Here is a 13,227-nt window from a genome sequence, read left to right as displayed (position 1 = left end):
GCGCACGATGTTCACTCTTACGTGAAAGCCGGTCAGGGCAGGAACCGGTTGGCAAAGTAGAGGAGGACGCCATGACGGTTAAGGCCATTCTCGAGCAAAAAGGCCACGACGTGTTGACGCTCGGGCCGAACGAAAAACTGAGCGAAGCCATCCGCATCCTTGCCGAACACAGGATCGGGGCGTTGGTCATCACCAATGGAGACCGCAAGATCGTCGGCATCCTGTCCGAGCGCGACATCGTGCGCGTCGTCGCCAGGGAAGGCGCTGCCGCGCTCGACATAGCCGTTCGTTCCGCGATGACGCCGAAAGTAAAGATCTGCAACGAGAATCACACCGTCAACGAGGTGATGGAGATCATGACCCGGGGCCGCTTCCGCCATCTTCCGGTGGAAAAGGACGGCATGCTCGACGGCATCGTTTCGATCGGCGACGTGGTCAAGCGTCGTATCGAGGATGTCGAGCGCGAGGCTGAGGAAATCCGCGCCTATATTGCTACCGCCTGAGCGGCAAGCAACCGCCGGCCGCGCAAACGGCCGGCGGGCGATAGGCTACCTGTTGTCGAGTTCGGAGCGGACGAGTTGGAGCCCGCGCCGCGTGATGCGGTAGGGGCCGCCGTCCGACGACGAAACCGCCTTCTTGCGCTTCAGCTTCCGAAACAGGTCGAGATCGACGCCGGGGTAGTGCCAGCCGTCGCGGGTCAGGCATTTGACGGACGCGATCCGCTTCTTCTCACTTTTTTCGATCTCGATGCGTCCGCCCTGCGCGAGCAGGTGCAGAACGCGTTGTTCAATACGCGAAATATCCATGGGAGAGTTTCCGGGAAAACAACAAAAGCCGCCGCCGCGAAGCTTCGCGGCACGGGGTTTCAGGTTTTCTGCCCTGCCTCGCTGCGAGGTCAGGGCCTTACCGGGACTGAGCGTAAGTGGACATCCACTCTCCATTGGGATGGATGGCCTATAGGCGAAAGCGGCGGAAAAGGCCAGCGAGCGGCTTTACGCTTGTCTCGCGAGGCGGTTTGCACTAGCGAAGTTGCAAATCAGGATGTGCAAAACGCACGTTTCCATCGTTCTACTACGCAGGCCACCATGAGCATCATCGATACCCGCACGCCCGACGCGAAACGCCTGATCCCCGGCGCCACCGGCGACTGGGAAATCATCATCGGGCTCGAGGTCCACGCGCAGGTGACATCGGAAGCAAAACTCTTTTCCGGCGCTTCGACGTCGTTCGGCGCTGCCCCCAACGCCAATGTCAGCCTGGTCGATGCGGCAATGCCCGGCATGCTCCCCGTCATCAATGAGGAATGCGTCAAGCAGGCGATCCGTACCGGCCTCGGCTTGAAGGCGCAGATCAACCACAAGTCCGTCTTCGACCGGAAGAACTATTTCTACCCGGACCTGCCGCAGGGCTACCAGATCTCGCAGTTCAAGCAGCCGATCGTCGGCGAGGGCACGGTGATCGTCTCCGTCGGGCCGGACCGCCAGGGCGAGTTCGAGGACATCGAGGTCGGCATCGAGCGCCTGCATCTGGAGCAGGACGCCGGCAAGTCGATGCACGACCAGCATCCGACCATGTCCTATGTCGATCTCAACCGCTCCGGCGTGGCGCTGATGGAAATCGTGTCGAAACCGGACATGCGTTCGGCCGACGAAGCCAAGGCCTATGTCACCAAGCTGCGCACCATCGTGCGCTATCTCGGCACCTGCGACGGCAACATGGACGAAGGCTCCATGCGCGCGGACGTCAACGTTTCGGTGCGCCGGCCGGGCGGCGAATTCGGCACGCGCTGCGAGATCAAGAACGTCAATTCGATCCGCTTCATAGGCCAGGCGATCGATTTCGAGGCGCGCCGGCAGATCGCTATCATCGAGGATGGCGGCACGATTGACCAGGAAACGCGGCTGTTCGACGCCGTCAAGGGCGAAACCCGTTCGATGCGCACCAAGGAAGAGGCGCACGACTACCGCTATTTTCCAGATCCCGACCTGTTGCCGCTGGAATTCGACCAGGCCTATGTCGAAGCGCTGGCCAAGGAACTGCCGGAACTGCCCGACGACAAGAAGGCGCGATTGATCTCCTCGCTCGGCCTCTCGACTTACGATGCCTCGATCCTGGTGTCGGAAAAGCCGATCGCCGACTATTTCGAGAAGGTGGCCGCCGGCCGCGACGGCAAGCTCGCCGCCAACTGGGTCATCAACGACCTGCTCGGACAATTGAACAAAGCTGGCAAGGACATTGAAAACGCTCCGGTTTCGCCAGACCAGCTCGGCGCTATCATCGACCTGATCAAGGATGGCACCATCTCCGGCAAGATTGCCAAGGACCTGTTCGAGATCGTCTGGAACGAGGGCGGCGACCCGCGCCAACTGGTCGAGAGCCGCGGCATGAAACAGGTTACCGACACCGGCGCTATCGAAAAAGCGGTGGACGAGGTGATCGCGGCCAACCCGGACAAGGTCGAGCAGGCGCGCGCCAAGCCGACCATGGCCGGCTGGTTCGTCGGCCAGGTGATGAAGGCGACCGGCGGCAAGGCCAACCCACAGGCCGTCAATGACCTGGTCAAGGCCAAGCTGGGCATCGAGTAGGCTATGTTCGTGCGCACCGCCGGGGATCGCGACCTCGCCGCCATCCGGGCGCTGCTGGTCGAGACTTGGCATGCGACTTACGACGCCATCTATGGCGCCGAATGGGTGACAGAGATCACCGATGCGTGGCATTCGATCGCCTCGCTCAAGGCGCGGCTGGCGAAGCCAAACAGCGAGTTCCTCGTCGCCGACGATGGCCAGCGCATTGGCGGCATGGCATTTGCCGAAGCGCTCGATGGCGGCGGCGTGGTCATGCTGAAGCAGCTTTACGTGCAGCCCGGCCTGCAGGGCCGGGGCATCGGCGGCATGCTTCTCGACGAGATCATCGAAAGCTTCCCTGAGGCCCGCGCCATCCGGCTGGAAGTGGAAGAGAAGAACACGCGCGCAATTGCCTTCTACCAGGCGAACGGCTTCGTCCAGACCGGCCGCACCGACAATTGCGGTTCGGCCCAATCCGCTATCCCGGCGCTCGTCTATGAAAGGCCGCTTGCCGCATAGCGGCGGACCTTTCGGGTGCGCAATCCGGCGGTCGAATTCAGCGATCGAGCCGCAGTCTAACTGGTGGAGACGTCCACATTGTCGATCAGCCTGGTCTTGCCCAGCCAGGCGGCGGCGAGCAGGCGGCCCTCGTGCCCGCGGCGCCACGGCGTCAGCGTCCGGCTCTCGCGAGCTTCGACATAATCGATCTTGTGGAAGCCGGCCGCGAGTAGGGCGCGGCTGGCTTCGCCTGTCGCGCCGTTCTGGTCGGCGCCGGCCGCCAGCGCCGCGGCTGCCTTGCGCAGGATCACGTTGAGCCGGCGGGCGATCTGGAGTTCGGCCTCACCGAGATAGGCGTTACGCGATGACATGGCGAGGCCATGCGCGTCGCGGATCGTCGGCGCGCCGATGATTTCGACGGGCAGGTCGAGGTCGCGGCAGAGCTGCCTGACGACGCACAATTGCTGATAATCCTTTTCGCCAAAGACCGCGACGTCGGGCGACGCCTGCAGGAGCAGCTTCGCCACGACGGTGGCGACGCCTTCGAAAAAAGTCGGTCGAAAATCCGATTCGAGCCCGGCGGAGGGACCGCCGACCGAGATTTTGGTGGCAAAGCCGGCAGGATACATCTCACCAACCCCAGGCGTGTAGGCAAGATCGGCTCCGGCCAAAGCCAGCTGGTCGAGATCGCGGGCGAGCTGACGTGGATATTTGTCGAGATCCTCGCTCGGCGCGAACTGCGTCGGGTTGACAAAGATCGAGACGATGCAGCGCTCGGCTCTTTCAAGCGCGATCCTGACCAGCGATAGGTGCCCTTCGTGCAAGGCGCCCATTGTCGGCACCATGGCGACGCGAAGGCCGTCGCGCCGCCAGTCGCGGATCCGCGCGCGAAGGCCGGCGACCGTGTCGACGACGAGGGGCCGGCTCATCGGTTGTCCTTGCCCAAGGTGGCCGAAAACACATTTTCGGAACCGGGGAATGTCCGGTCTCGTACCTCGCTGGCGTAACGTGCGGCCGCCTGCGAGACCACGCTGCGCAAATCGGCGTACTCCTTGACGAATTTCGGCACGCGGTCGACGGTGAGCCCGACCATGTCGTCTATGACCAGGATCTGGCCGTCGCAAACGCCACTCGCGCCGATGCCGATAGTCGGAATGGCGATGCGGCGGGTGATTTCGGCCGCGACCGCTTCGACCGTGCCCTCGATGACCATCGAAAAGGCGCCGGCTTCTTCGACGGCGCGCGCATCGGCAAACAGCGCTGCCGCATTCTCGTCGGTCCGGCCCTTGATCCTGTAGCCGCCATCCTTCTCGACGGATTGCGGCAGCAGGCCGATATGGCCCATGACCGCGATGCCGGCATCGACGACCGCGGCGATCTGCCGGGCCATACCGACGCCGCCCTCGAGTTTCACAGCCTGGCAGCCGGTTTCGCCAACGATACGCCGCGCCGAGGCAACCGCTTGGGCAGCCGAATCCTCATAGCTGCCGGCTGGCATGTCGACGACCACGCAAGCCCTGGCCGAGCCGCGCATCACCGCTTGCCCATGCGCGATCATCATCTCCAGCGAGGCGCCCAGCGTCGTTTTGTGGCCATGCAGGACCATTGCGACGCTGTCGCCGACGAGGAGCAGATCGACATGCTCGTCGAGCAGGCGGGCGATGGGGTAGGTATAGGCGGTGAGACAGACGATTGGCACGCCACGCTTGCGGCGGCGAATGGCATCGGCGCCGATGCGAATGTCGGCGGTCGGCGATTCCCTGGCCAATCGTCACCTCCTTCGGCCAAGGGTCGGCCGGATACCCGCACGGGGCGCGCGCGCAGAGCTTTAGAAAGGCTGAGGGTGGTTGGCAAGCACCATACGGCGCCGGCAATGCATCACCGGCTTGTGTCGCCTTACCGGCGCGCCATTTGCGCCCTCTTGGCGGCAAGCCCCTTGCCTTCACGAAGGGCTGACGCCATAAGCAGGAAACGGACGCCATCGGCGCGAGGGTTTGAAGATGAAGACTTTCCTTAAGCAGTTTTTCACCTGGTGGAACGGCCAGACGCTTGGCACGCGCCTGCACACCTGGCGGCACGGCAGGAAGGTCGGGCAGGACGAGGTGGGCAACGTCTACTACGAAGGCGGTGTCGATTCCGAAGGACGCACGCGCCGCTGGGTCATCTATCGCGATTATTCCGAGGCTTCTTCTATCCCGCCCGGCTGGCACGGCTGGATTCATCACCGCGTCGACGTCGCGCCGCCGAGCGACGATTACAAGCCGCGCGACTGGCAGAAACCGCATCAACCGAACCTGACCGGCTCGCCCTCAGCCTATCGTCCGAAGGGCTCGGTGCTGACCAACCAGCACCGCCCGCAGGTCACCGGCGACTACGACGCCTGGACGCCCGGATCATAAGCGGGCGTCGATCCTTTATCGCCACAATTGGTGTTTAGCTGCTTGCTGATCAGAAAACGGCGACTAGCCTTTGTGATAGAGAATCACCCGGGCGCTAACCACCGGTATCCCTGCATGAGCATTTCCAGCCTGACATCGATGGGCGCACTGATGGTAGCCGCCGGGCTCAGCGTTGGCACAGCGGCACTTGCCGCTTCGCCAACGCCGGCCGCACCCGCGCCAGCGCCGGGGTCGGATCGAATCACCAACCCGGTCGCCGAATTCGCCGGCATCGACAAGATCACCGGCCGCATCATCACCTTCGACGTCTATATCGACGAGACGGTGCAGTTCGGTGCTTTGCAGGTGACGCCGCGCGTCTGCTACTCTCGGCCGCAGAACGAGGAGCCGAAGACCGATTCCTTTGTCGAAGTCGACGAGATCACGCTCGACCGCAAGATCCGCCGCATCTTCACCGGCTGGATGTTTGCCGAAAGCCCTGGTCTCAATGCCGTCGAGCATGCCGTCTATGACGTCTGGCTGAAGGCCTGCAAGCAGAAGTCGGATGTGCCAGCGCCCGATGCGGCCAAGACCGAGGCGGCCAAGTCCGATACCGCCCAGCCGAATGCCACGACCGCTCCGGCTGCGACCGAGCCGGAAGCCACGGAACCGCCTACGACCAACGCCAACTGATCCTTCGGAACCGCCCTGACGACAACGCGTTGGGGCCCTGACGGCCATACGATGCGCGCCGGGAGGATTTTCCGATGTCTGCCAGAAAGCGGATCACCGCCAGCATCAAGGAACTGCTTGAGCTCGAAAAGGGCTTCTGGACAGGCGATTCGGCATTTTTCGCGGCCAATGCCGACACCGAGTGCCTCGTGGCATTTCCGCAGATGGCCCAGACCATGAGCAATGCCGATCTCGCCGAAACCGCCGCCGATCCCAAGCGATGGCGTGATCTCGAGATCGATCTCAAGGGCGTAGTCGAACCAGGCAGCGACATCGTCATCCTGGCCTATGAGGCGCATGCCGTGAAGGGCAATGGCGAAGCCTACGCGGCGCTGGTCAGCACCGGCTATGTCCATCGCGTCAACGGCTGGAAGATGATGTTCCATTCGCAGGCTCCGCTGGAAACGAAGGTCCGCTGACGGGCTGGATCATCAGGGGAAAAACACCGCTTCACCCTTCAGCGCGTCGGCCAGCATCTTCTCGTATTTGCCGCGCGGCACGTCGATTGCGCCGAAGCGCTTGAGGTGTTCGGTGGTGAACTGCGTGTCGAGCAGTGCGAAACCGCGCGCCTGCAGGCGTTCGACGAGATGCACAAGGCAGATCTTCGAAGCATCCGTTTCCCGGGAAAACATGCTTTCGCCGAAGAACACCCTCCCCAGGGAGACTCCGTAGAGGCCGCCGACCAGCCGCTCCTCGCGCCAGGCCTCGACAGAATGGCAATGGCCGATGCGATGCAACTGCACATAGGCCTCCCGGATCGGCGCGTTGATCCAGGTGGAACGGCGCTCCTCGCGCCTTTCGGCGCAGCCATCGATCGTCGCCTCGAAATCGAAGTCGAAACGGATGTCGAAGAGGTTTCGCCGAAGCGCCTTCTTCAGACTTTTCGGCGTGTGGAAGCGGTCGAGCGGAATGATGCCGCGCGTCTCCGGCCGCACCCAGAACACTTCCGGATCGGCGGCGCTTTCGGCCATCGGGAAGACGCCCGAGGCGTAGGCCTTGAGCAGAAGGTCGGTCGGGATACGATAGCCTGGCGCGTAGGGGCGAGTCATCGCTTCATTATAGCGGCAAGTCCGGGGCTATTCGCCTTTGGCCAGATATTTTTCCAGCCAGTGGATGTCATAGTCGCCATTGGCGATGTCGGCGTTGCCGACGAGGTCGCGAAACAGCGGCAACGTCGTCTTGATTCCGTCGACGACGAATTCGTCCAGCGCCCGGCGCAGCCGCATCATGCATTCGACGCGGTTGCGCCCGTGCACGATCAGCTTGCCGATCAGGCTGTCGTAGTAAGGCGGGATCTTGTACCCTGAATAGACGCCGGAATCGACACGGATGCCAAGGCCGCCTGGCGTGTGGAAATGGGTGATCGTGCCGGGCGAGGGCGTGAAGGTGCGCGGATCCTCTGCATTGATGCGGCACTCGATGGCATGGCCCTGGAAGCGGATGTCTTCCTGCTTGACCGAAAGACCGCCGCCCGAGGCGACACGGATCTGCTCATGCACCAGATCGATGCCAGTGATAGCCTCCGTCACCGGATGCTCGACTTGCAGGCGCGTGTTCATCTCGATGAAATAGAACTCGCCATTCTCGTAGAGGAACTCGATCGTGCCGGCGCCGGAATAGCCGAGGTCGGCGATGGCGTTGGCGCAGATATCGCCGATGCGCGAGCGTTCCTCGGCGTTGAGGGCGGGTGAGTTGGCCTCTTCCCAGACTTTCTGGTGGCGACGCTGCAAGGAGCAGTCGCGCTCGCCGAAATGCACGCCCCGGCCAAAGCCGTCGCCGAACACCTGAACCTCGATATGACGCGGTTTTTGCAGGTACTTTTCAATATAGACGGCGTCATCGCCGAAGGCCGCGCCCGCTTCCGAGCGGGCCGTCTGCAAGGCGACTTCGAGGTCGGCCTCGGTATGCGCCACTTTCATGCCGCGTCCGCCGCCGCCGGCCGACGCCTTGATGATCACGGGATAGCCGATCTCTGCGGCGATGCGCTTGGCCTCCTTTTCCTCGGTCACCGCACCGTCGGAGCCGGGAACCACCGGGATGCCGAGTCGCTTGGCGGTGCGCTTGGCTTCGATCTTGTCGCCCATGATGCGGATATGGTCGCCGGTCGGACCGATAAAGGTAATGTTATGCGCGGCCAATATGTCGGAAAACTTGGCGTTCTCCGACAGGAAACCGTAGCCGGGATGCACGGCGTCGGCGCCGGTGATCTCGCAGGCGGCGACGATCTGGTGGATATTGAGGTAGCTGTCGCGCGATGGCGGTGGCCCGATGCATACGCTCTCGTCGGCGAGCCGAACATGCATGGCGTCGGCGTCGGCGGTCGAGTGCACCACCACCGTCTGGATGCCAAGCTCCTTGCAGGCACGCAGCACCCGAAGCGCGATTTCGCCGCGATTGGCGATGAGAATCTTCTGGAACATTAGGGCCGCTCTACTCGATCACGACGAGCGGCATGCCGTATTCGACCGGCTGTGCGTCCTCGAACAGGATCGCCGTCACCGTGCCGGCGCGTGGCGAGGGGATCTGGTTCATCGTCTTCATCGCTTCGATGATCAGCAGCGTCTGCCCTTCCTTGACGTTCTGGCCGATCTCGATGAACGGCTTGGCATCCGGCGAGGGCGCCAGGTAGGCGGTGCCGACCATGGGGGAGGCCACGGCGTTTTTCGACACGTCGGCCGCGGCCGGAACGGCTGCGGTGGCAGGTTGGGCCGCCGGCGCCGGCGCAAAGGCCGGCTGCGGCGCGGCTATCGCGTGAACCGCCGGCGCCTGCCGCGATACGCGCACCTTCAGGTCACCCAGCTCGACTTCGATCTCCGTGAGATTGGTGTCGTTCAGTATGCCCGCGAGGTCGCGGATCAGCTGCTGGTCAACACCGGTCTTCTTTATCGACATTTTCGAGCCTTCTGTTTGTTGGCCGGTCATAGGCGTGCGGCCAGCGCCTGCAGCGCCAGCGTGTAGCCGAGCGGCCCAAAGCCACAGATCATGCCGACAGCGACCGGCGCGACCATGGAGACGTGGCGGAATGGTTCCCGCGCATGGATATTGGAAAGATGGACCTCGGCGACCGGCAGCGGCGCCACGGAACGGATGGCGTCGTGAATCGCGATCGAGGTGTGGCTATAGGCGCCGGGATTGATGACGATGCCGACGGCCTTGTCGCCGGCTTCCTGGATCCAGTCGACGAGGTCGCCCTCGTGGTTCGACTGGCGGAAATCGATTTCGAGCCCGAGCGCCGCGCCCGCCTCTCTGCAGTCCTCCGCGATGGCGGCAAGCGTCTTGCCGCCATAGATGCCTGGCTCGCGCTTGCCGAGCGCGTTGAGATTGGGACCGTTCAGGACGAAAACCGTTTTCAAAAAATGCCGACCTTTTCCGGCACCGGCGTCAAACCGGCGCTGGGCCCTCTATAATGGGCATAGACGCCCGCGGAAAGAGCGCAAGTGCGTTCTTTCACTGTCCACAACAGGCGGAAATGCGCCCGTGAAGAAAACCCGCGGCCGATCAAAGCGCGGCTTTCGCCGCCTCGATCTTCTCCGCCAGGACTTCCTGTCCGAGCGCCCCGAACACGACCTCGTTGCCGACGACATAGGACGGCGTTCCGGTGATCGCCAGCTTGTTGGCGAGATCGTAGGTCTTGGAGAAGGCTTCGGTGATGGACGGGTCCTTCATCTTTTCACGCAGCGTCGCTTCATCGGCGCCGAGCGAAAGCGCGACCTTGATCGCCGCCGCCTCGGTGGCGCGACCCTGGCCGCCGAGCAGCGCATTGTGGAACTCGCCGTACTTCTGCGGCATCATCAGGTGGAAGGCCATCGAAACGACGCTGGCCTTCTGCGAATCCGGGCCGAGGATCGGGAACTCCTTGAGCACGAAACGCAGGTCCGGATCGGCCTTGGTCAGCGCCTGCATGTCTTCGATGGCGCGTTTGCAGAAGCCGCAATTGTAGTCGTAGAACTCGACGATCGTGACCTTGCCGTTCGGGTTCCCGACCACGCCGTCGAAGGAGGAGTTGAAGATCTGCTCCTTGGCGCCCTTGATGACGCCGAGATGGGCAATGCGCTGCTCTTCCTTCTGCTTGGCCTCGAGCGCATCCTGGACTTCCAGCAGCACTTCCGGATTCTTCAGGAGATAATCGCGGATGATGCCTTCGACCTCGGTGCGGTCGATCTTGGTATCGTCCGCTGCCGTCTGAAGCGGTTGCGCCGCACCGGCTTCCGCGATTTGCGGGCTGCCGGCCACGAAACCGAACGCCAGCATGGCAAGGGCTATCGCAACTCCCGTGGTGCCCAGCAGCAGTGCCTTTTTCATCGTTCCGTTCCTTTGCCTGTTTTCCGGCCTGGCTGCGTCGCAGCGCACGGCCGGAAGGTTCACTATACCTTGCCCGACGGCTTGTAGTTTATGATGTCCTGGGCGCGTATCCATCGCGGCTCGCCGCGTTTGAGTTGCTGCTGCGCTCGCATGGCGAAGATCTTCGCATCCTTGTAGTTACCGGAATAGAAATGACCCTCGGCCGTGGCGAGCTCGGCGCCCGGTATGTCTCCCAATTCGCCATAGGCCTGCGCCAGATAGCGGTATCCCACGGAATTTTCCTTGTCGCGTCGCAAGCCGTTGTTGATCTGCACCACGGCCTTTTTCAGAGCGTCTGGGGTGCCCGTCGCCATCAACGCCTGGCCGAGCGAAACCGGCAGCAATCCAGATCGCGCCTTGTCGAGGCTGACTGCCTTGGCGTAGGCATCGGCAGCTTCCTTGGGCTTGTTCGCCTTCATCAATATATCGCCGCGCAATTCCTGGAAATAGGCGTTGCCGGGCTGGGCTTTGATCAAGGCGTTGGTCTTGGCGAGTGCGGTGGCGATGTTGCCGAAAAGATAGGCCGATTGGGCCTCGCCATACTGCGCGGCAAGGCTGCCCTGCATCTTTCGCATCAGCCGCGACGCGGCGGCCTGGCCTTCCATGTAGACAGCGATCTTCACCCGCATCATGTCGTGGCGCAATTGCAGTGCCGGCGCATCGACCTTGTCGAGATAGGGGCTCTGCTTGACCAGCACTTCGAGGTTGGAGATTCGATCGCGCGGCATTGGATGGCTGATCCGGTAGGGATCGACCTGCGCGCCCGACAGCGACAAGGCCGTCTGGAAACGCTGAAACGTCTTCAGCATGCCCATGCCGGACTGGCCGGTGGCGTTGAGATAGGTGATCGCCGAGCGGTCGGCCGTCATCTCCTCGGTGCGCTGATAGGCGAGAATGCTGCGCTGCGCCATCTCGCCGCCGCCAGCCGCCACGCCCACGCCGGCGCCGGCAAGTCCGCGGCTGTTGGTGGTCGCCCCGGCGACCATGGCGCCAGCGCCCAGCAAGGTTGCGATGATGGCCATCGTCTTGGCGCGCTCGAGCTGGTCACGCAGTTTCTGCTGGTGGCCGCCGGCGATGTGGCCGGCCTCGTGGGCGATGACGCCGATGATCTCGTTGGGCGTTTCGGCTTCCATCAAGGCGCCCGTGTTGATGAACAGCCGGCGTCCGGTGACGAACGCGTTGAAGCTCTGGTCGTTGACCAGGACGATGTCGATGCCGTCATTCGCCAGACCGGCGGCCTTGAAGATCGGGCGGGCGTAGTCGCGCACCAGCGCCTCGATCTCGGCATCGCGCACCACCGGCACGTTCTGGGCGAAGGCGCTGATGGAACCAGACACCGCGACGGCGACGCCAAGCGAAAGCGTCGCAACGACGCGCGCTGCCCGGGCAACCATCGATTTGGGTCGGCTCAACATGACGTGTCCACTGGTAGACGAGCGGGCGAAAGATGAAAAGTCGGCACCGGAAAAACTTCCTCAACTTGTGATCCTCACACCAATCGGGCATTTGTGCGGCGCATGCGCCAGGACGTGGTGCGCTCAATCGTCGGATCGAGGTCAAAATGGTCGTTTCGCTCTCACGCCGTGGCAATGTCGAACCCTTCCACGCCATGGATGTGCTGGCCGAGGCGAACCGGCTGAGAGCGACGGGCGCGCCGGTCATTTCCATGGCCGTCGGCCAGCCGTCCGATCCGGCTCCGGCCCGCGTTCGTGCCGCGGCGGCCAGGGCTTTGCAGGACGGGCGCATTGGCTATACCGATGCGCTGGGCCTGGCTGGATTGCGCAAGGCGATCGCGGAACACTATGGGGATCACTATGGGCTTGATGTCGCGCCCGACCGGATCGCGGTCACGACGGGATCCTCGGCCGCCTTCAATCTCGCCTTCCTGGCAATGTTCGATCCTGGTGACCGGGTCGCCATCGCAGCGCCGGGCTACCCCGCCTATCGCAACATCATGGCGGCGCTCGGCATCGAAGTGATCGAGATAGAGCTCGGCGACGCGGCCTATCTTCATGCCGCTCACCTGGAGACCGCGCATCGCGAAAAACCGCTGAAGGGCGTGCTGTTCGCAAGTCCCGCCAACCCGACCGGCGCGGTCATTCCGGCCGATGATCTCGCGGACCTGGTCCGGACGGCGGAGGCGCTCGGCATTGCCGTCATCTCCGACGAGATCTACCACCGGCTGGCCTATGCGGCGCCCGACACCACGGCACTCGCCTTTGGCACCGGTGTCACGGCGATCAACTCCTTCTCGAAATACTATTGCATGACCGGCTGGCGCATCGGCTGGATGGTGCTGCCGGAAGCGCTGGTGCGGCCCATCGAGCGCATTGCGCAGAGCCTCTACATCTCGCCGCCGGAACTGTCGCAGGTCGCCGCAATCGAGGCCTTTGCCGCTACCGAGGAGCTAGAAGCGGTCAAGGGTCGCTATGCCTGGAACCGCGAGCTCCTGATGAAGCGTCTGCCGGAGCTCGGTTTTCCGCTCACAGCACCGATGGATGGCGCCTTCTATGCCTTTTGCGACGTCACCAGGCACAGCAATGACAGCATGGCTTTCGCCCGCAAGATGCTGGCCGAAGCGCATGTCGCGGCCACGCCCGGCCGTGATTTCGACACCCAGGCCGGGCACCGCACCATGCGTTTCTCCTATGCCGGCAGCCATGACGACATGGTCGAGGCATTGGCGCGCATCGAACGCTGGCTGAGGTAGATCC

General features: G+C 63.2%; 16 protein-coding genes. 7 read left to right on the top strand and 9 right to left on the bottom strand.

Annotation, left to right across the window (positions count from 1 at the left end; translation table 11 throughout):
• Positions 1 to 71 precede the first annotated feature (71 nt).
• On the top strand, positions 72 to 503 hold the full coding sequence (locus FJ972_RS19000) for a CBS domain-containing protein (RefSeq protein ID WP_140493682.1): 432 nt from the start codon (positions 72 to 74) through the stop codon (positions 501 to 503).
• 45 nt (positions 504 to 548) lie between these two features.
• On the opposite strand, the gene FJ972_RS18995 is transcribed toward FJ972_RS19000, so the two are convergent.
• Complete coding sequence (locus FJ972_RS18995) at positions 549 to 806, bottom strand: YjhX family toxin (RefSeq protein WP_140493680.1); 258 nt, start codon at positions 804 to 806, stop codon at positions 549 to 551.
• A 279-nt stretch (positions 807 to 1,085) separates the two neighbouring features.
• Here FJ972_RS18995 and gatB point away from each other — a divergent pair, with 279 nt between their 5' ends.
• Positions 1,086 to 2,585, top strand: a complete 1,500-nt coding sequence (gene gatB / locus FJ972_RS18990; protein ID WP_140493678.1) for an Asp-tRNA(Asn)/Glu-tRNA(Gln) amidotransferase subunit GatB — start codon at positions 1,086 to 1,088, stop codon at positions 2,583 to 2,585.
• Positions 2,586 to 2,588: 3 nt separating this feature from the next.
• Entirely contained in the window at positions 2,589 to 3,083 is a 495-nt protein-coding gene (locus FJ972_RS18985) for a GNAT family N-acetyltransferase (RefSeq protein WP_140522118.1), read from the top strand.
• A gap of 56 nt (positions 3,084 to 3,139) precedes the next feature.
• Here FJ972_RS18985 and panC read toward each other — a convergent pair whose 3' ends face one another.
• A complete protein-coding gene (gene panC / locus FJ972_RS18980) occupies positions 3,140 to 3,991 on the bottom strand; it encodes a pantoate--beta-alanine ligase (protein WP_140517642.1) in 852 nt (283 codons plus the stop codon).
• Positions 3,988 to 4,830: a 3-methyl-2-oxobutanoate hydroxymethyltransferase gene (gene panB, locus FJ972_RS18975; protein ID WP_140522120.1), complete on the bottom strand. Its 843-nt coding sequence runs from the start codon at positions 4,828 to 4,830 to the stop codon at positions 3,988 to 3,990. The genes panC and panB overlap by 4 nt, the downstream gene beginning before the upstream one ends.
• Before the next feature lie 232 nt (positions 4,831 to 5,062).
• Here panB and FJ972_RS18970 point away from each other — a divergent pair, with 232 nt between their 5' ends.
• From FJ972_RS18970 to FJ972_RS18960, 3 genes are all read left to right on the top strand, one after another.
• The gene (locus FJ972_RS18970) at positions 5,063 to 5,461 is read left to right on the top strand and encodes an NADH:ubiquinone oxidoreductase subunit NDUFA12 (protein WP_140522122.1); all 399 of its coding nucleotides are present in this window, start codon (positions 5,063 to 5,065) and stop codon (positions 5,459 to 5,461) included.
• A 114-nt stretch (positions 5,462 to 5,575) separates the two neighbouring features.
• Positions 5,576 to 6,133: a DUF2155 domain-containing protein gene (locus FJ972_RS18965; protein ID WP_140522124.1), complete on the top strand. Its 558-nt coding sequence runs from the start codon at positions 5,576 to 5,578 to the stop codon at positions 6,131 to 6,133.
• A 74-nt stretch (positions 6,134 to 6,207) separates the two neighbouring features.
• A complete protein-coding gene (locus FJ972_RS18960; protein WP_140493667.1) occupies positions 6,208 to 6,591 on the top strand; it encodes a hypothetical protein in 384 nt (127 codons plus the stop codon).
• A gap of 12 nt (positions 6,592 to 6,603) precedes the next feature.
• Here the strand turns inward: FJ972_RS18960 and aat are convergent, their stop codons facing one another.
• The 6 genes from aat to FJ972_RS18930 form a co-directional block, all read right to left on the bottom strand.
• Positions 6,604 to 7,221, bottom strand: coding sequence for a leucyl/phenylalanyl-tRNA--protein transferase (gene aat / locus FJ972_RS18955; RefSeq protein ID WP_140517639.1), 618 nt, complete (start codon positions 7,219 to 7,221; stop codon positions 6,604 to 6,606).
• Between the two features lie 27 nt (positions 7,222 to 7,248).
• A complete protein-coding gene (accC, locus tag FJ972_RS18950) occupies positions 7,249 to 8,592 on the bottom strand; it encodes an acetyl-CoA carboxylase biotin carboxylase subunit (RefSeq protein ID WP_140493663.1) in 1,344 nt (447 codons plus the stop codon).
• 10 nt (positions 8,593 to 8,602) lie between these two features.
• Entirely contained in the window at positions 8,603 to 9,064 is a 462-nt protein-coding gene (gene accB, locus FJ972_RS18945) for an acetyl-CoA carboxylase biotin carboxyl carrier protein (protein WP_140493661.1), read from the bottom strand.
• 26 nt (positions 9,065 to 9,090) lie between these two features.
• On the bottom strand, positions 9,091 to 9,525 hold the full coding sequence (aroQ, locus tag FJ972_RS18940; protein ID WP_140522126.1) for a type II 3-dehydroquinate dehydratase: 435 nt from the start codon (positions 9,523 to 9,525) through the stop codon (positions 9,091 to 9,093).
• 145 nt (positions 9,526 to 9,670) lie between these two features.
• Positions 9,671 to 10,474 (bottom strand): DsbA family protein, encoded by an 804-nt coding sequence (locus tag FJ972_RS18935; protein WP_140522128.1) that lies wholly within the window; start codon positions 10,472 to 10,474, stop codon positions 9,671 to 9,673.
• Positions 10,475 to 10,536: 62 nt separating this feature from the next.
• Positions 10,537 to 11,928, bottom strand: a complete 1,392-nt coding sequence (locus tag FJ972_RS18930) for a M48 family metalloprotease (RefSeq protein WP_140522130.1) — start codon at positions 11,926 to 11,928, stop codon at positions 10,537 to 10,539.
• Between the two features lie 146 nt (positions 11,929 to 12,074).
• Here FJ972_RS18930 and FJ972_RS18925 point away from each other — a divergent pair, with 146 nt between their 5' ends.
• The gene (locus tag FJ972_RS18925; protein WP_140522132.1) at positions 12,075 to 13,223 is read left to right on the top strand and encodes a pyridoxal phosphate-dependent aminotransferase; all 1,149 of its coding nucleotides are present in this window, start codon (positions 12,075 to 12,077) and stop codon (positions 13,221 to 13,223) included.
• Positions 13,224 to 13,227 lie beyond the last annotated feature (4 nt).

It is taken from the genome of Mesorhizobium sp. B2-1-1 (assembly GCF_006442975.2).
Taxonomy (GTDB): Bacteria; Pseudomonadota; Alphaproteobacteria; order Rhizobiales; family Rhizobiaceae; genus Mesorhizobium.
This window is presented reverse-complemented; position numbering and strand designations above follow the sequence as displayed.

Coding starts and splice junctions, on each gene's coding strand:
- accB (WP_140493661.1), bottom strand. CDS start 9,064: ATGTCGATAAAGAAGACCGGTGTTGACCAGCAGCTGATCCGCGACCTC.
- FJ972_RS18985 (WP_140522118.1), top strand. CDS start 2,589: ATGTTCGTGCGCACCGCCGGGGATCGCGACCTCGCCGCCATCCGGGCG.
- aat (WP_140517639.1), bottom strand. CDS start 7,221: ATGACTCGCCCCTACGCGCCAGGCTATCGTATCCCGACCGACCTTCTG.
- accC (WP_140493663.1), bottom strand. CDS start 8,592: ATGTTCCAGAAGATTCTCATCGCCAATCGCGGCGAAATCGCGCTTCGG.
- FJ972_RS18995 (WP_140493680.1), bottom strand. CDS start 806: ATGGATATTTCGCGTATTGAACAACGCGTTCTGCACCTGCTCGCGCAG.
- FJ972_RS18970 (WP_140522122.1), top strand. CDS start 5,063: ATGAAGACTTTCCTTAAGCAGTTTTTCACCTGGTGGAACGGCCAGACG.
- FJ972_RS18965 (WP_140522124.1), top strand. CDS start 5,576: ATGAGCATTTCCAGCCTGACATCGATGGGCGCACTGATGGTAGCCGCC.
- FJ972_RS19000 (WP_140493682.1), top strand. CDS start 72: ATGACGGTTAAGGCCATTCTCGAGCAAAAAGGCCACGACGTGTTGACG.
- FJ972_RS18925 (WP_140522132.1), top strand. CDS start 12,075: ATGGTCGTTTCGCTCTCACGCCGTGGCAATGTCGAACCCTTCCACGCC.
- FJ972_RS18960 (WP_140493667.1), top strand. CDS start 6,208: ATGTCTGCCAGAAAGCGGATCACCGCCAGCATCAAGGAACTGCTTGAG.
- gatB (WP_140493678.1), top strand. CDS start 1,086: ATGAGCATCATCGATACCCGCACGCCCGACGCGAAACGCCTGATCCCC.
- panC (WP_140517642.1), bottom strand. CDS start 3,991: ATGAGCCGGCCCCTCGTCGTCGACACGGTCGCCGGCCTTCGCGCGCGG.
- FJ972_RS18935 (WP_140522128.1), bottom strand. CDS start 10,474: ATGAAAAAGGCACTGCTGCTGGGCACCACGGGAGTTGCGATAGCCCTT.
- FJ972_RS18930 (WP_140522130.1), bottom strand. CDS start 11,928: ATGTTGAGCCGACCCAAATCGATGGTTGCCCGGGCAGCGCGCGTCGTT.